The organism is Rhizobium sp. CIAT894 (assembly GCF_000172795.2).
Classification (GTDB): domain Bacteria; phylum Pseudomonadota; class Alphaproteobacteria; order Rhizobiales; family Rhizobiaceae; genus Rhizobium.
The window spans coordinates 43,864-60,994 of sequence record NZ_CP020952.1 but is presented as its reverse complement, the minus strand read 5'-3'; the positions used below and the strand labels follow the sequence as shown (position 1 = coordinate 60,994).

Below are 17,131 nucleotides of genomic sequence, written 5' to 3'. Positions count from 1 at the left end.
TTATGCTGGGATGGCGTACAATATTCGAAGTAAGACTATGTACCCCTATGACCTGCCGCTTTGCTCTTTTTTGATGGCAGCTGTCGCGAAACAGCGCTGAGCCGCAGAAGATATTCGCTTTCACGCCGTGTCTTTCGCCGAGGACGTCGCCAGATTTCTGAGGCTCAAAAGGCGTTCACCTTGACGCGATCGATCATTCGACGGATCGGCACGTACCGACCGCGTCACAGCGCCACCACGCATAGCTGTATGGGGTTATGCCTGCGAGCCTGTCACAGGATGCGAGCTGGGCAGGAGTTGGAATTTCGTTTTGAAATGGGCTTGCCGCGCTCATCTCATCGCTTTCGTGGCCGTGGCAGTTGCCAGCAGCGCTGCACGTATGATTGAAGGGCGGACAAGTCGCCATAGGTGCGGACTTTATCGACAGAGAAAGCTGCTCGTCGCGGCGGCATTTGTTACTCGGACGGTACAACGACGCTTCCGGTATCCGCCCCAGCCTTCTGAAGATCCCCTAGACTGCCAAACTCTCCCGAACGCATGATCTTCGGAGCTATCCGGAAGCTCTTGTTGTTCAAGTTGCCGCTGTAGCGATTGCGCGCGAACTGCGCGTATCCGGGCCCGTGGTCTGGAGCGTTGACATAGGCGACAGGGCCGCTGTCACTATCAACCGATACGACATTTTCCTCGATACGATTGGGGCGCGCCCATGGCGGGCGCCACCCCCTGCCGGTGCCATCGTCAACGCGAAAAGCCGCGCCGGAACCATCGGTGATGACGTTTCCCGTCACCAGGTTGCTCCAACCGCCGTTGATACCGATCGCGGCGACATTGCCCGAGAGCGTATTGCCCTCGATACGCACTCCGCTCGCCTTACCATCCGTATAGATCGCCCAGCTGATGGGAGACGGCCATTCGCTGGTATTCTCATATCCGGGGGGCCAGAACGTCCCATCCGCCCTGTTCATCAGATGACCGGTTCCGGTCACGAGATTGGAGCGGATGGTGCTGTTCAGCGGGTCGCCCTGCTCGCCCATCATCTTGATGGCGCCACCATCTGCCGTCTGCTGATTGGCGTTATGGATCACGTTGTGCTCGATGACGGCGTTATAGACGGCGTCGTTGGAACCCCACAGCGAACCGCCTGATATCCCGAACTGCGCCGTGTTTTCGATCAGGTTGTCGGCAATCGTGACATTGTCAGCCGCCTGGAACCATATTCCGGCGGTTTCGATGTAAACCTTTCCGATATCATGGATATGGTTTGAAAGGATCCTGGCGCCGTTCGACTTAAGGAACGTGCCATAATTTGTGCCGACGTAAATCCCGTTGCCAGCCACATCCGCAATCACATTGCCGGCAATCAGCGCATCCTTGCTCTCCGTCACATGGACTCCGACGCCGACATTTTCGATGCTGTTGCCGAGGATCTTGACGCCATCGGCGTGTTCGATGCGTATGGCGCCAAATCCCCTGGTTTCCGTATAGAACTTGCCGCTGCCTTCAGGCGCTCCATCTCTTAACTCGAGCCCCGATACGATCATCCCATTGGCCCCATCCAGCTTGAAGAATGTCGGCAGAACGCCGGCAGCGACCACGGAATTGGGGAACGACTGATCGACAGGGATGTACTGAACCTGACCTGCGGCAGGGTCGTACCACCACTCTCCGGGAGCATCGAGAAGGGCCTTGGCTCCGGTCAGGAAATAGCGGCTGCCTTCTGCGGTAAAGAAATAGCCTGTGCCGTTGGTATGGACAGTCCGGCCGGCGCCATCGATGGATACAACTGGGAGCGTATCATTGCCCCACTGGCTTCCGGGTTGGAACCCTCCAACGATGTCTACGACCAATCCACTCGGATCATCCACTGCCGGAAGGTCGCCGGTATGGAAACAAAAACGCGTGTTTCCTTCCGACATGTCGACGGCAGGCTCGCACTTTGCGGCAAACAACCATCCCTTGCGCGGATCACCATCAGCGGGAGCGTTGGGAAATCGAGCCCTGGTTTGGCGTACCCCGTTGACGAAAAGGTCGCCGACCCCTTCATCCGGCGGCAATTTCAGCGCCGCCGCCCAGCGACCATCGGTCTGCTGCGACCAGTTGCTCACGCGCAGCCCCCCGTGCAAAATCGGCGTTTCATTGCATCTTGCCGTGAGGATCAGCCCCGCATCGCGCGAGTCGAAGACGATCGGCTGCGTAAGGTAGTAATCGCCTCTACCCAGCGCGATCGTGTTGGTGCCGCCCTTCTCACGGGCAGCATCCCGGGCTCTTTCAATGCTGGCGAAAGGGCCGTCGCCGCCCTGCGGATTTGCGCTCGGAAGAAGGCCGCTCCAGCTGTCTTTGCCTTCGGGAGAAACGTAAAATATCGTTCGCGCCCCGGTGCTGCTGCTCAATACGTCGCTTAAGGAAGTCCCATCCAACTTGGCTGACGACGTCGCGGAAGCTTCCGCGCAAGTCGCCTCCCTGACGAGCATCTGTAAGCGCTCGGGCGCGTCTATCGCCGTCCCGAGCGGAGCCGGATTGCCGGACTGGGGAAAGAGCATGAGAGGCAAAATGACCAGGATCAGTCCAGAATGCTGGCTCATGATATCTGCAACCCGCTTGTCAGGCCATGCGAGGGCGCCTGCCGAGACTGCGAATGGCTGGTCGAAACGACGGGTGCGTACAGCGAAAACATGATGATGGCCGCGGTAAACAGGATGAAGATCGCGTCATTCTGAACGAAAAAAATACTCTCGGTCAGATTCATCACCAAAATCATGATCGTCAGGACATTGAGCCAGAGCCACCCGTACTGCGTATCGTGACAGTGAAGGCTCGCGCCCTGGCGGATCGCGTGGGGAAGCATCAGAACAAAGGGGACCATTCCCACTATTCCGAAGCTTAACAAAATATCGCGATATCCATTATGTGCGTGGGGCGCCGCCCATCCGATCTTCAACCACATATGCGTCGCTTCCGGGTTCACGGTTGTCCAGAAAGCTTGGTAGCCATAGCCAAGCAACCAACGATCGGATATTTCGCGATCAACCAGCTCCCACAAAGGCACCCGACCGGTCAAAGTCGCGTCCTTGCCGAGCGCTTCAAGGGCCGGAACCAGGAATTCGTGAAGCGAAATCAGAATGCCGAGAGACAGCTGAACGAAAAACAGGACGATGACGACGCGGCCGATGCTGCTGCTTCTTTGCAGGAGAGTATAAAAGCCGATCAGGCAATACGCCACTGAGGTTGCAATGATCGCCGTCATCGATCCGGAGCTTGCAAGGCAGACCATACCCGCAGCCCACAAGATGAACGCGGTTCGCCGCAGACCGAGCGTCCCGTCGATCAGCATGGCCGTCGCCACCAGGATCATCAGAGATGCGTACCAGCCCAGGACGTTCTTGTGAATGAAGACGCCCCGCATAGCGCCATCCGGCATGGTGGCAAGGCTTGGTGAGACCACGGAGATAACCACGCTGAGCACGATGCAGGTTCCCAGGGTCACGAATAATAGGAATAGCAGCTGCCTTGGCGTGAAGCGTATCGCCAGCACATAGGAAAGAAGCACGCAAAACAAGAGGCCGATTGCGCGCCTCAAGGTCGTTGAAGGTCCTATCGACCACAGCGTAGACAAAAACGGCAGCACAAGGATCAGGGGAACAATCAGATTTCGCCTGAGCGCCGTTAGAAATTGCGGAAAATTGCGTATCAGGATCACGATCGTAAATGCATAGATAGGAAAGCAAGGAAGCCGCAGGATAGATTTGGCGGATTCGCTGAGCGTTCCGTCCGCATCTGCCAGGAGAAGCGGCAGAAGGGCGCCTGCCTGAAGAAAAAGGGATATGCCGGCGCCCCAGCATTCGATGGCCCGCCAACTGATGGTCGGCCCGCTGGCGGTTCTGAGGCTATCTACTCTCATTATCCGTCCCGACTGAATTGAACAGACAAGCGGCTGTCGATCGCGGCAATCAAAAAAGCAGGTCAGCCTTTGTGGCTGCGCTGCTTTCAAGCAATCATTCAGCTACATCCGCAGTCAATCTATCCTAGGGAAGGGCGGGCTACGCCCAATGCACCCTGGCTCCACCTAAAGACGATGTTGTGCCTAAGCTTTCAGCCGGTCTTTACCCAAAAGACGGGTCTTCATTCCGCGGGATTGCCCTTAAGAGCAGATGTTGCGCGTGTCCGTTCACCGGTACCGTGCCGATGAATGTCCTGTGAAGCGTGGTGGGTAAACCGCGGTTCTACGGGAATGGGGCAACAACTCTGACAGAGGCGATCTCTGCAGTCGAAGCCTGGAAGGTTAGGATTGCTATGTTTCTGCGTTATGATCCTAGTTCTCTGTGCAACACGACGGACGCTCTTCTCGTGAAGGTCGACCTCTCAAGCAACTTTGCACTGCCGTACAGTGGTGCATTGCGGCAATCCGCCTGAGAGCGCGTCATGGAGCGGCCGGCCCTCAGTGTCCTCATCAACAATTACAACTACGCTCGCTTCGTCGGGCGGGCGATAGACAGCGCCTTGTGTCAAGACGCGCGCAACGTCGAGATCATCGTCGTCGATGACGGTTCTACCGATCAGTCGCGGTCTGTTCTGGAAGCGTATGACAGCCGAGTGAAGGTGATCTTTCAGGAGAACGCAGGACAGGCGGCTGCAATCAATACGGCTGTGGCATCAAGCACGGGCGAGATCCTCTGTTTTCTGGATGCCGACGACTGGTGGGCGCCGGGCAAGCTGTCGGCGATCGCCGCAGCGTTCCGCGCGAGCCCCCAGGCATCGCTCGTTTATCACCGACTGCAGCCGACACTTGTCGATGGCACGCCGACGTCCAAGCCGATCCCCCGAACCCTGTGTTCGGGCGCTTTGTCGCCGCTCCTCACCAGATCGGCCGGCTGGTGGCCTTTTCCGATGACGTCAGCCGTCGCGGTAAGACGTAGCGCATGGAATTTTGCGGGCAACATTCCCGAACAATTCCGCATATCGGCCGACGCCTGGCTCGTGGGGATCTATCCGTTTCTGGGAGACGTCGTTGCCATGCCGGATCCGCTTGGATTCTATCGCATCCACAACAACAACTGGTATCGATCGACCGAAGATGCCGCCACGCTCAGGAGGCGGATGACCCACTGGCAGCATACCGTTGAAGCAACGAACCAGTTTCTCTCAGCCCATGCGCTGCCGACAAGACTCCATCTGGCGGATCACTATCCCTATCGCATCGCGTCGGCAAGGTTGCAGGGAGCAGATGCACGCACTCGGTTCAAGCTTGCCGTCGAAGGCCTTTTCTTTGCCGGCGAACCGAACCTGCTCAGGCGGACTCGCGATAGTTTGCGCTCGGCGCGCGGCCTGTCACGGCTCGCCCTCGACGTCGGCTTGTCGGAGGCAGCGAAATGAAGGCGCTGTTACTGGTTTCCGAACTGGAAGATTATACCATCTCCTTCGCCAGCGGCGTTGCCCAGCACCTGAACGTTGTGCTTGCCGTGCCGCGTCGGCGCTATGCACATCTCGCCTCTTCCATCGATCCGGCTGTCGACCTGCACCTTCTGGATTGGCCGAGACACCGATCTCTTTCCAATCCCTGGTTTCTGTACGAGCTTACGCGTCTGATCCGGCGGGAACGGCCGAACCTCATTCACCTCCTCAGCAATTCTACGCTTTGGCTGAACCTCGCCGTGCCGTTCTGGCGCCCGATCCCGCTCGTGACGACCGTTCATGATGTGGAAATCCATCCCGGCGATTCCGATACGCGGACGCTGCCCGTCTGGGCCCCCGAATTGATGGTGAAGCAATCCGGACACCTTGTCGTCCATGGCGAGGGACTGAAGCGGCTTGTCCTCGATCGATACTCAAAAACGCCGGACTGTGTCCATGTCCTGTCGCATCCCTCCATCCTTCGCTATGCGGAACTCGCCCGGCGACAGAAGATGGCGCCGCGCCAAGCGGATGGAACCATACGCGTGCTGCTCTTCGGACGGATCTTTGCCTATAAGGGCCTGGAACATCTGGTCCGGGCCGAGGCGATGCTCAAGGACATGCTTCCCAACCTGCGCGTCACGGTCGCGGGTCGTGGCGACAATCCGCTGGTATTCCAGTCGCTTATGGGGGATGCCGGCCGCTATGACATTCGCAATCGTTTCATCGAGGATGCGGAGGTCGCCCAGCTTTTCCTGGACACTGATATCGTCGTGCTTCCCTATACCGAAGCATCGCAAAGCGGTGTGCTCAACCTTGCCGCCGCCTTTGGCAAACCGGTCATCGTCACCGATGTCGGCGAGTTGCGGAGCACCGTTGAGCCCAACGGGTTGGGAATGGTGGTCCCTCCCGGCGATGTCGAAGAGCTCGCGGCAGCGATCAGGACATTGGCAGACAACGGCGGGCTTAGAAACAATTTCGGTGCCAATGCGCTCGCATGGGCCAAAGGGCCGAATTCGCCTGAACGCGTCGGCGCCCAGGCAGCGGCCGTTTATCGGGAGGTGATCGGATCATGCTGATGGAGGCCCTCGCGGACGGACGTCGAATGGCAGCACGGAGAGCGGCGAGCGTCCGTCACTATGTTCCGGGCGGTTGCGAGAACGGCGGTGGCATCGGCAGGCTGGTCGGTTACATAACAGACACCGCGAAAGAGACCGGCACGAAACATTTCGTCACCGATACCAGAGGGGTTTGCTGGTCCAAGCTGATCTCACCCCTGCGACTGCTCGGCGCCATCCTGACGATGGCAAGGGACCGGATTGTTGCGCCTGACCGCATTCATCATATCCATATCGCCGGCCGCGGCAGCACCTCCCGAAAACTGATCCTGACGGCGGCTGCGCGTTTTTTCGGGTGCTGCCATATACTGCACCTGCACGACTACGACTACGCCGGCGATTTTGCGCAACGCTCGCCGCGCCAACAGCGACTTATTCGCCGGATGTTTCAGAACGCCGATTGCGTTGTGGCGCTGGGCCAGCGCGACCGCGCGACGCTGACGACACTTTTGGGTGTCGACGAGCGTCGCACGGTCGTTGCCCATAATTGCGTCCCCGATCCCGGGGCACACGATATTCGCAGCGGCCAGACGCCGTTGATCGTATTCCTCGGCCGGTTGAGCGAGCGCAAGGGCGTCACGGAGCTTCTATCGGCTCTGAGCCATCCGGTCATGAAAGAACTCCAGTGGCGGGCTGTGCTGGCAGGCGACGGACCCGTCGAGGATTATCGCCGTCAGGCTGAAGCCATGGCGCTTTCAGAGCTGGTCGAGATGCCGGGCTGGCTTGACGCCGCTGAGGCCCGAGCCCTGTGTGCGCGTGCCGATATACTGGTCTTGCCTTCGCACGCCGAAGGGCTGGCAATGGCCGTGCTCGAAGGGCTGTCCCATGGGCTTGCCGTCGTCACCACGCGTGTCGGGGCGCATGACGAAGTCATTACCGACGGTGAAACCGGGATCTTCGTCCCCGTCGGAGACCAGGATGCCCTGGCTGCAGCGCTGGCGAAGCTGGTGTCCGATCCGGAAATCTGCATCCGCCTCTCGGTCCAGGGGCGCGCGCATTATCTCAACCATTTCAGCATGAGGGCCTATATGCGGTCGCTTGAGAGCCTTTACGAAACCGTTTCCGCGAAACCTCAAGCAATGGTTGGCGCACGATGACGATTTCCACTCTTCCGCCGGACCGCAACCTTCCAATCTCGCCAATGCGATATGATCCCCGCTTCCAGGTAGAGACCAAGGCGGACAATTTCGATCTGGCATCCGCCTTCCGTCTTGTCCGGCGAAGAATGATCATGATCATCACGATAACGGGGCTGCTGATGGTGCCCGCGGTGATTATGATCTCGGGGTTGAAGCCCGCCTATCAGGCCTGGGCTCGACTGATTATCCACCAGCCTCTCGCAACATCACTTGGCGCTGACGATAGCAGCCACAGTGATCTGCTTGACGTGAAATCGGAGACAGAGCGGCTTCTCTCCAGAAGCATCGCGGAGCGAGTCGTCCGCGAATTGCGGCTTGACCTGCGGCCGGAATTCAATCCCGCGCTGCGGAAGGTCTCATTCGTTGAAACGATCCGCGCGAAGTTGCGCGGCCTGTTCGACAAGGAAAAACCCACGCCGCCGGCCCAGGGCAGCATCGCCGCCATCATCCCGGAATATTACAGGGCGCTCGGCGTGTGGCACGAAGACAAGAGTGACGTTATCCAGATCAGCTTCACTGCGAATGATCCTGAGCTCGCAGCCGCGGTTCCGAACCGCGTCATCAGCATTTACCTCGACGAGCGCAAGGGCAGTGTCCGTGGCCGCCTGGATGCAGCCGAACAATGGATCCGACAGCGCATCACCGAGCAGCAGGGTCGCACGGATATTGCGCGCGACGCTGCCCGCAACTATCAAGAATCGATGGACGTCGTCTCGAAAGAGGACGCTCAGGATGAACGGATCAAGTCATTCTTGGAACTCACGGGCCGCGAAGGGAAAATCGAAGAAAGCCGGGTTGAGGTAAAAGCGACGATCTCCACGCTGGAAGCCGCGGATAACGCTTCGGTCGCTGTGCAGAATATCGTCGTGCCCGACAGCATTGCCACAAAGCAACGCGATCTTCGCGGACAGGAGCAAGATCTCGCCCGTCTCCTCGAGACATATGACGGCAATGCGCAGGCCGTGGTGGACTTACGTGGGGAGATCGAAGAATCCCGTGCCGATCTCAACCTTGCGACCAAGCAATATCTCCAAACAATGCGCGCCAAGCTCGCAGCACTTGATCATGAAGCCGATGCAATACAGTCCAGCTTGGCTGATGCTCATGAAAAACGCACACGCGATGCCCTGTTGCAAACGGAATTGACGCGACTGCAACGTGTCGCCGACAAGGAACAAACGGCACTCGACAAGCTTGAGGACCAGCGACGTGACCTCGCCGCGAAGGCCATGCTGCCCGGGGCGGAACTGGAAGTTTTCTCACCGGCTTCGGTGCCGCTCGCGTCACAGGGACGTGGACGGCTTTTCTATCTGGTGGGTGCGCTCCTGGCTGCAATCTCAGGCGCCGTAACGGCTGCTTTCGTGATCGAAATGTGGGACCGAACGGTCCGCAGTTTCGATCAGATAGCTGGAATGGCGCGCACGATACCGGCTGGACTTATCCCGCGTCTGACGCAGAGGGAAAATTCGAAAACGATGTTCGAACATATGCCGGTTCCGATGTTCGACGAGGCAATCCGTACCGTGGTGCTTTCACTCAAGCAGTCCAACGGGGGCAAGTTGCCGAACAGTATCGTCGTCACCTCCGCTCACAGCGGAGACGGCAAGTCGCTTGTCGCGCGATCGCTGGCTATCGAACTTGCGGCCGCAGCAATTCCGGTGCTGCTGGTCGATGGCGACCTTAGACGGGGAAGGCTCGATTCGTTTTTCCGCTCGGAGCTAACGCAGGGATTGAACGAATTCCTGAATGGTCAGGCGGATATCCGCGACATCGTGTACCGCCACCCAAGCGGTATCCACTTCATTCCATCCGGCAAATCCAGTCTCCAACGGCGTATCCGTTCGAATGGCCTGGCAGAAATCATCGAGATGGCGGGCGCGGCCGGCCAGGTTGTCATCTTCGACAGCGCACCAGTACTCGTCTCAACAGATACAGTGCATTTGACTGCCCTGGCGGAAAGAACACTGGCAGTTGTCAGATGGGGAAAGACGAGCCGCCGCGCGGTCGAGTTCAGCCTGCAGCAAATGAAAAGCTCCCGAAATTCGGAAATCCTTGTCGCGATCAACAATGTAAATCCCAAAAAACACGCGTTGTATAATTTTGGTGATTCGGAGATGTTTTCGAAATCCTTGATGAAATACTACAATTCAGATCAAGAATACATCACGCATAACGGTAAGCGCTCAATTCTTGAAATTGTCCGAACCATGCAGAACCACTTTCTTCTGCATTAGTGTTCGAGTTGGGAGATTTGCCTATGCCTGATGTGATCTACAGCCTTGCCGGAAAAAGGGTCTATGTCGCAGGCCACCGCGGCATGGTGGGTTCTGCGATCGTGCGGCGTCTCGCTTCCGAGGGCTGCGAGATTTTGACGGCCACCCGCGCCGAGGTCGATCTCAGGCGGCAGGAGCAGGTGGAAGCCTGGATGAGTAAAAATCGTCCCGACGCTGTCTTCCTGGCGGCTGCGCGGGTCGGCGGTATTCTCGCGAACGCGACCTACCCGGCCGACTTCCTTTACGACAACTTGATTCTCCAGGCGAACGTCATCCACGCGGCCCATAGGGCTGGCGTCGAAAAACTGATGTTTCTGGGCTCGTCCTGCATCTATCCGAAATTCGCCGATCAGCCGATCGTCGAGGACGCGCTGCTGAGTGGATCGCTCGAGCCGACGAATGAATGGTATGCAATCGCCAAAATTGCCGGACTGAAGCTCTGCCAAGCCTATCGCAAACAGCACGGCAGGGATTTCATCTCGGTCATGCCCACCAATCTTTATGGTCCAGAGGACAATTTTGACCTCGGGTCAAGCCATGTCATGCCGGCGCTGATCCGCAAGGCGCATGAGGCCAAGATCAACCGGCAGCAAGAGATATGCATCTGGGGTACCGGCACGCCGCGGCGCGAATTCCTGCATGTTGACGATTGTGCCGACGCCTGCCTCCATCTCGTGAAGACCTATTCTGCTGAAAGTCATGTGAACGTGGGGTCTGGCGAAGACATTACCATCCTCGAACTGACACGCCTTGTTTCCGAGGTGGTCGGTTTCGAAGGCCAGATCACGCACGACCTCGCCAAGCCAGACGGCACGCCACGTAAACTCTTGAGCGTCGATAAGCTTGGCGCTCTCGGCTGGTCTCCTAAGATAGGTCTGCGGGAGGGCATCGCAGACGCTTACCGCTCCTTCCTCGATGGGCATTATCTCGAACGCAGCAACAGGGCCGTGTCCGGCGACCTGATCGGTCAAAGCGACATCGGTTTTGATAGAGCCAAGGCCTCGGCGCTGCACGCGCCCACGCTCTCTGCTGTCGCACAACATCCCTCGCCGTAGCGAATTCGAGCGAGGGATAAAGAAGGGTTTGTCTCGGGGGGGACGCATATGCTGGGGCCAGTCGAAATCAGGATCGCAGCGCTCATTTTCGTCATAGCTGTGTGGGTGATCATTATCGGCACGGCAATGAATTTATTCGCGGTGGAGATGCCGACATCGCTTGTCGCGCTGTTAGCCAGGTAATCCGCATTGATTGGCTCTGCGGGTTGGGCCGTCGGACACAATCGCTGCAGTGAAGTCGACAGGCGCTGCCGCACCATGTGCGAATTGCTACCCTCCCTGAAGCAGAAGTTCACTTTCTCCTCGCAGAATGCGATCCGCAAAACCCCGCCGAAGCGGGGTTTTGCTGATGAAGCCGATCAATTGTTATGGGCCGCACAGGCTTCATCCATCGGCGTGGCGTTGCTGGTGCCGCCCTGTGTCTGGAGGTTGGCGGAATTGTCGACCGGATTGGGGCACTTGGTCTTATCCATTTTCATCGTGCCGCTGGTGGTCGAGCCGGTCGTGGTGGTATCCATGGTCATCGGCTTCTTGGCTTTCATGTCGCTGCTTGCGCCACCGCCTTGGTCGGCCTGGTTCTTGTCGATCGTGGCGCCGGCCGGCGCCGGATTGGATTGAGCGAAGGCTGATGTGGCCATGCCGATAGCGAAAAGTGAAGCGGCTACGAGTTTCATACGCATCTGGGTGTCCTCCTTGGGATCTTTGCGTGCTTGGCCTATCCACAACCTCGCCGGCAGATCATTGTTCCGCTGCTGCCTACAAATGCGCTCCATTGCTCGGAAGCCGTGGGATCAAAAGAGCGAGTTGCCAGATTTCGGTGGCGAGCACATTTCCTTCGGGGCGATGAGACGCACCGCTACGCAGCTGAAGCCGGCTGAATTTGACCGCGAGATCGGGATGTTTCGAAGTCTTGATGATCGCTCAGATCCACGTGCTGCCATTGTGGCTTACGCCCTTCGCGCCAAGCTTCGGAAGCGGCAGGACGATGATATTGTCCCTCAAGGCCGCTGCGGCCTGCGCATAGACCCCAGTGTCTGCCAAGCGCCAGATTGGCCGCTAAAGTGCATTCCTGATCGGAAACATGTCTTCGCCGTAATGGTGAAGCCTCGTGTGGTGCCTTCTGCATAACCACCGCACCTTTAAAGGCTCGTCATATCGATCATGATGGGCATCGACCGCTTCGACCCCGCAGACTTCGCAGGTTTGTTTTTCCAGTTCGCCTGCCTTGACTGCTCGCTGCACGGCTAGGTGAGCATCATATTTGCCTGGATTGGCACGACGCCAATTCGCTTGGCGGGTATCGGTTTTCAGCATCGCTGCATCCTGCCTCATATCAGTCTGTACTCTTGTCGGAGAGATACCTGTATCACGACTTCCGCGGCCTGGCTTCTGGGAGGGCGTCGAATTCACCCCCGGCCTCATCCGCGTTCTGTGCGGTTACCTGGTCCCAGGTGCTCCAGAATTCCAGGTCCTCGCGCTTCAGGAAGGCCGCGATCAAATCGTTCCTTGTGCCGCAATGGCGGTAAAGGCTGATTTTGGCCGCACCGGATTTCAACCGCTGACGCCTGGTGCCAATGCCGCCCGGCGTGCCGCTGACAATGACATCGCCCGAACTCCCGGCGCGCGAAACTGGAGCAATATTCGATCTGCCGTGCGATGTCGAAAATCATCTGACCGAAGTGTATCCTTGGGTGGATATCAGGCTGAGTTGAGGAAAGCTTGGCCCGCGGCATCAACGTGCGAGCGTCAGCCAATCGCCGATCGTTGTCCCGAAATGTTGCAGGGAACGTGTTGCGGGGATGGCGGGACGCTCAGTTGCTATGGTCTTTCTGACTTCGCGCGGGCTGAGCCCGAATTCATGGCTGAAAGCGCGCGTAAAATTGGCTGCAACGTCGAAGCCGGCGGCCTCGGCAATCTCCGAGATCGGCCTGTTGTCGGTCGGGTTGGTAAGATCCGCATATGCCTGCAGCAATCGACGTTTGCGAATGTAGTTGAAGACGCCCCCGCTCGTTTCGAACAATTGGTAGAGCCGCGTCCGCGAAATACCAAGCGCACGGCACATGACGTCAGGCGTCAAGCTATCTGAATGAAGATTGAGGTGAATATAGCGATGCGCCCGCTCCATCAGCCCCATATTGGTCTGTTCCTGACCGCGATCCGAACTTGCGGACGATGCCGCGCATGCAACGACCATATCGCCGATCGTCCGTATGATCCGCGGCACATCCTCCACCGTCAAATTGCTGAGGTTCGCTTCCAGGCCGTCGATATAGCTGACGAGCAGTTCGGCGAGGCTGCCGGAGAGGGCGAGGTTGTGGGCATTCTGCAAAAGACCCGCATCACGGGTCAACAGTTCATAGGGCAAGAAGACGAGCACAGCGACTGAATCGGTCATCCGCCCGCGGTACGGATAACCTAGAGACCTGAAAAATATCTCACCCGGGCCGGTCTCCGTTACATGGCGATTGGCCTCGGTCCAGGCTCGGCCGCTGCGAAGTACGCCGACGTTCCAGTGATCGATTGGGCTCGATCGCAGCATGGCCTGATCGCGAATATAGCTGCATGCCTGCGCGCGCTGCTGGACGATGAGGACATCGCCGAGATGCCAGCCGGTCTGTTCGCCAAGAAAACCGTCGTCCTCTGCTTGTCCATCCGGCAGATGAACATCCACAAGCGGCGCCATATGTGATCGCCAGGACCGGAATTGTTCTTTCGGCGGCAGGTCTCGTGTCGAAAATCGCAAGGGCGCCAATGCAGGCGGAACGTCTACCCGATGTTCTTTCTGCGGGGACGGTTCGCGCGGCCAGCGCCGCCGCTCCAGGTGCGCCGGCCATTCCTTCCCAGCAGAGGGGTCATCCCCAGACTCCGTAACCATCGAATTTCTCCAGCGCATAAGCCGGCTGAAACGTCCGCGCAGCCCATCCGATAAACCGAATCGACTGAAGTCCTACGTGCATAAGCTACTTATCATATTCCTATACGAGCAGAAATGGACGGACCGATAATTTTCGGGATGCGGCGATAACGACAATTGCGTCCTGTTCCGGTATTTAAATGAGCAAGGGTTAGTTCCGAAGGACAGTTGGAAAGCCCAAATACTCACTTGCCAGTGCAATGCAGTTTCAAAGCACTCTCAACGTGAAACGACACCAAATCACAACAAAATATGCAAGCAGAGGAGGATAGGTCGTGAACTATCGGGGCAATATTCGTGCGCGCTTTGCGCGAGCATCGGGTTTCCTCTGCTCACCTTCGTGCGAGACGCTCCTGAGGCCGGACATCGGCAAATAAGGACGCGAAGGGGTTGCGCGCAGGCCGAGGCCGCCTGTGTCGATGCGTAATGAGGCCGAGGCCTGCACGCAACCCTTACTATATCCACATCCACCCATTGGCGAATTTTGTGACCCTGCCCATGTCTGTGGCAGAACGGAGGCTACGATGACCACCGCATGTGAGGAAGAACATATCGAATTGAAGCCGATTTCGAACTGCAGACGAGAGGTCGAAGTCGCGATGGTGGAGATGCTCGTGAGTTTGCAGAAACGCGGATGGTCGGCTGCGGAATTGGCATTGGAGCTTGCAGACGCCTCCGAAGATCTCGTCATGCTGATCGCGACCAAAAAGCTTCGGCCGCATTAGAAAAAAGATCGCGTGGAATTATGCTGTTTTTGTCTCGATGAGATGGCAGCATCGTCGGACGCGGCGCGGTGATTTCCAATCACGTCAGTCGCCGCGCCTCAGACGGCTTGACTAGTAGTCTGAGTGGGCTCGCTTCAACCGCCAGCCCAGCCCGCTGCTACGGCGCGCGCAAAGACGCAGGCCACCGTAGAGGTGCCTGCGTCCTCATCGGGTATATTACTTCGACGCTTCTGCAACCGCCTCAAGAATGACCTTCGCGACCTCGGCCGGCTGTGAGATCTGGGGGGTATGGCTCGACGAAAGCGTTACGACATGTGCCGAAATGTTCTTAGCCAATACCTTCTCAAGCGCTGGCTGCAGCATGTAGTCATGCTCGGCGACAATGTACCAGGACGGCTTTGTCTTCCATGCCGGCACGCCGACTTTCTCCTCGAAATTCTTTCCATTGGTCGGTTTTTGTGTTGCCGCCATCAGTGCGGCCTGCTCGGGCGACACATCCTGTGCAAGGTACTTTGAAACACCATCAAGGGTCAGCGTCAGGAAGCCCCTCTTGTCCGCGACGAGTTCCGAAAAGCCGGCCGGCGTGGGATAGTCCTTGTTCAGGTCAGCAATCGACTGGCCTTCGCCAGGCGCGTAGGCAGCGACATAGACGAGAGACTTAACATGCTCATCATTTCCTGCTTCGGTGATGACCACACCGCCGTAGGAGTGCCCAACGAGCACCACAGGACCCGTCTGTGCCTCAAGCGCTCGCTTCGTCGTGGCGACATCATCGGCGAGCGATGTCAACGGGTTCTGAACGGCAACGACCTTCAGGCCCTGGGCTTGGAGGAGCGGGATGACCTTGCTCCATGCCGAGCCATCAGAGAAGGCGCCGTGGACCAGAACAACGGTCGGCTCGTTTTTGGCGGTCGTGCCGGTCGTTGCCGCACTCGCGCTCATTGCGCTGCTGGTCAGTGCGGTAGCAAGGGCTGCTTTCTTGACAAAAGACATCATCTCATTCTCCAGGGAAAAAACACAATGGGCGAAACCGTTTGGTCGCGCAGCCAACTTGTGTTCGCATCGTTTTTGATCGGCATTTTCGCCGACCGGTTTGAGGTTCTTGTCCACGGGCAAAGGTGATTGCCGAGTGATCGGTTCACTTCGGACAATGCCTCACGCAGCTGCCGTTTGGATCTATCCGACAAAAAGCCGCTCGGGCTGGGACGCCGAGGTTATGCATTTGAAACCAACGAGGATAAATAGCGTTTCTGTTGCAACACTGGGGCCTGTGTGTTTCAAATAGACCGCTTTCCTGCAGAACTAACATCGCAGTCTCCGCATTCACGGTGGCGTCTTCCCGGCCTCGTCTTCAGGGTCTGAGTGCTCGTCTTTCGTCGCAGCATCGACGGCGCATTTTACAATTCGCCCCTCGGCCGCAAACTTGGCGTCGAGGGCAGGCAGTCGTCATCGTGGCTAAGCCCTTGAGCGCTTGCTGTGCTTCGCGCCGAACTTCTGAAGAGCAAACTCCAAGAAGCTGCGCAACTTAGGGGTCATTCGTCTGTCGGGCGCGTATAACAAATGCAGCTGGCGGGATTGCGCCTCATATTCAGGTAACAGTCTCACCAGCCGCCCGGTGTCCAATTCCTGCGCCACAAGCTCTAGGGGTTGGAGCAGTACGCCCATCCCCGCCACGGCGGCAGCGCGAAGTGCTTCACCGCTGTCACCTGAAAATCGCCCTGATATTGGCACTGAAACTCTACCGGACGGTCCGTCAAATGACCATTGCGTTCGCAGAGAGGTGTGCGTGAATACGAGGCATTCATGCTCCTGCAAATGCTCCGGTTTTGAGAGTTCTGCCGCTGATTTCAAATATTCGGGTGCGGCGCAGAGCACGAGGCGAAGTGGCGCTAGTGCCCTAACTAGAAGCGTGCTGTCACGCAAGTCCCCGGTCCGAAAGACGACGTCGAACCCTTCCTCCACCAAATCCACGGTGCGGTTCGTCAGACTAAGGTCAATGGAAATTTCCGGATACCGCTTCAGATATTGCGGTATTGCAGGTGCAAGCACGTGGCTACCGAAGGTTATGGGTGCGCTGATACGAAGCCTCCCTCGCGGAACAGACCGCGTTTCCGCCATTAACGATTCGGCGGCTTCCAGCCCTGCGAGAATGTTCTTGGCTCGCTCATAGAACAATTGGCCACTATCGGTCAGATGCTGCCTTCGCGTAGTGCGATTCAAAAGCTTGATACCAAGGCTGTGCTCCAGCGCTCTCAGGTGCTTGCCGGCGAGTTGAGACGACAGGTTGAGTTCCAGAGCCGCAGCTGAAATGGAGCCGAGCTCAACAGCTTTCACAAAGACCGTCATAGAGGCTAGCCTGTCCATTTGAAACTCAACGTTTGAAGTGTTGACCAGGAAGGAAGATCTATTGGCGGACATTTCATATGTACATAGCTGGCCTGAGGTTGGCTCAACTCCCGAGGATGTAATGCCAGTCGACTTTGTGATCCTTCGACCATGCGAGGATAGTATTCGAGGTG

The 17,131-nt window shown here is 57.7% G+C and carries 13 protein-coding genes and 2 pseudogenes; 6 read left to right on the top strand and 9 right to left on the bottom strand.

Annotated elements, in window-relative coordinates; all coding sequences use genetic code 11:
• Window positions 1-455: 455 nt before the first annotated feature.
• Both RHEC894_RS29225 and RHEC894_RS29220 read right to left on the bottom strand, forming a co-directional pair.
• Window positions 456-2,582 (bottom strand): right-handed parallel beta-helix repeat-containing protein, encoded by a 2,127-nt coding sequence (locus RHEC894_RS29225; RefSeq protein WP_085740189.1) that lies wholly within the window; start codon window positions 2,580-2,582, stop codon window positions 456-458.
• Window positions 2,579-3,898 (bottom strand): O-antigen ligase family protein, encoded by a 1,320-nt coding sequence (locus RHEC894_RS29220; RefSeq protein WP_085740188.1) that lies wholly within the window; start codon window positions 3,896-3,898, stop codon window positions 2,579-2,581. The genes RHEC894_RS29225 and RHEC894_RS29220 overlap by 4 nt, the downstream gene beginning before the upstream one ends.
• 521 nt (window positions 3,899-4,419) lie before the next feature.
• On the opposite strand from RHEC894_RS29220, the gene RHEC894_RS29215 reads away from it, so the two are divergent.
• From RHEC894_RS29215 to RHEC894_RS29195, 5 genes are read left to right on the top strand one after another with little or no spacing between them, the layout of a single operon-like run.
• Window positions 4,420-5,370: a glycosyltransferase gene (locus RHEC894_RS29215; RefSeq protein ID WP_085740187.1), complete on the top strand. Its 951-nt coding sequence runs from the start codon at window positions 4,420-4,422 to the stop codon at window positions 5,368-5,370.
• Entirely contained in the window at window positions 5,367-6,467 is a 1,101-nt protein-coding gene (locus RHEC894_RS29210) for a glycosyltransferase family 4 protein (RefSeq protein WP_010068216.1), read from the top strand. Before RHEC894_RS29215 ends, RHEC894_RS29210 begins: the two co-directional genes overlap by 4 nt.
• The gene (locus RHEC894_RS29205) at window positions 6,461-7,603 is read left to right on the top strand and encodes a glycosyltransferase (RefSeq protein WP_085740186.1); all 1,143 of its coding nucleotides are present in this window, start codon (window positions 6,461-6,463) and stop codon (window positions 7,601-7,603) included. The genes RHEC894_RS29210 and RHEC894_RS29205 overlap by 7 nt, the downstream gene beginning before the upstream one ends.
• Window positions 7,600-9,879, top strand: a complete 2,280-nt coding sequence (locus RHEC894_RS29200) for a polysaccharide biosynthesis tyrosine autokinase (protein WP_085740185.1) — start codon at window positions 7,600-7,602, stop codon at window positions 9,877-9,879. The genes RHEC894_RS29205 and RHEC894_RS29200 overlap by 4 nt, the downstream gene beginning before the upstream one ends.
• Window positions 9,880-9,902: 23 nt before the next feature.
• The gene (locus tag RHEC894_RS29195; protein WP_010069091.1) at window positions 9,903-10,973 is read left to right on the top strand and encodes a GDP-L-fucose synthase; all 1,071 of its coding nucleotides are present in this window, start codon (window positions 9,903-9,905) and stop codon (window positions 10,971-10,973) included.
• Between the two features lie 359 nt (window positions 10,974-11,332).
• Here the strand turns inward: RHEC894_RS29195 and RHEC894_RS29190 are convergent, their stop codons facing one another.
• The 5 genes and pseudogenes from RHEC894_RS29190 to RHEC894_RS29175 form a co-directional block, all read right to left on the bottom strand.
• A complete protein-coding gene (locus RHEC894_RS29190) occupies window positions 11,333-11,653 on the bottom strand; it encodes a hypothetical protein (RefSeq protein ID WP_085740184.1) in 321 nt (106 codons plus the stop codon).
• A 244-nt stretch (window positions 11,654-11,897) separates the two neighbouring features.
• Window positions 11,898-12,027: pseudogene (locus RHEC894_RS33685) on the bottom strand (sugar ABC transporter substrate-binding protein); the annotation flags it as partial.
• A gap of 2 nt (window positions 12,028-12,029) precedes the next feature.
• On the bottom strand, window positions 12,030-12,287 hold the full coding sequence (locus RHEC894_RS29185; RefSeq protein WP_085740625.1) for a hypothetical protein: 258 nt from the start codon (window positions 12,285-12,287) through the stop codon (window positions 12,030-12,032).
• Window positions 12,288-12,369: 82 nt separating this feature from the next.
• Window positions 12,370-12,525: pseudogene (locus tag RHEC894_RS29180) on the bottom strand (TetR family transcriptional regulator); the annotation flags it as partial.
• A 180-nt stretch (window positions 12,526-12,705) separates the two neighbouring features.
• Window positions 12,706-13,848, bottom strand: a complete 1,143-nt coding sequence (locus tag RHEC894_RS29175; protein WP_085740183.1) for an AraC family transcriptional regulator — start codon at window positions 13,846-13,848, stop codon at window positions 12,706-12,708.
• A 563-nt stretch (window positions 13,849-14,411) separates the two neighbouring features.
• Here RHEC894_RS29175 and RHEC894_RS29170 point away from each other — a divergent pair.
• Window positions 14,412-14,612, top strand: a complete 201-nt coding sequence (locus RHEC894_RS29170) for a hypothetical protein (protein WP_085740182.1) — start codon at window positions 14,412-14,414, stop codon at window positions 14,610-14,612.
• Between the two features lie 216 nt (window positions 14,613-14,828).
• Here the strand turns inward: RHEC894_RS29170 and RHEC894_RS29165 are convergent, their stop codons facing one another.
• A complete protein-coding gene (locus RHEC894_RS29165; protein ID WP_085740181.1) occupies window positions 14,829-15,608 on the bottom strand; it encodes an alpha/beta hydrolase in 780 nt (259 codons plus the stop codon).
• A 459-nt stretch (window positions 15,609-16,067) separates the two neighbouring features.
• Entirely contained in the window at window positions 16,068-16,976 is a 909-nt protein-coding gene (locus tag RHEC894_RS29160) for a LysR substrate-binding domain-containing protein (protein ID WP_085740624.1), read from the bottom strand.
• Window positions 16,977-17,131: the final 155 nt, after the last annotated feature.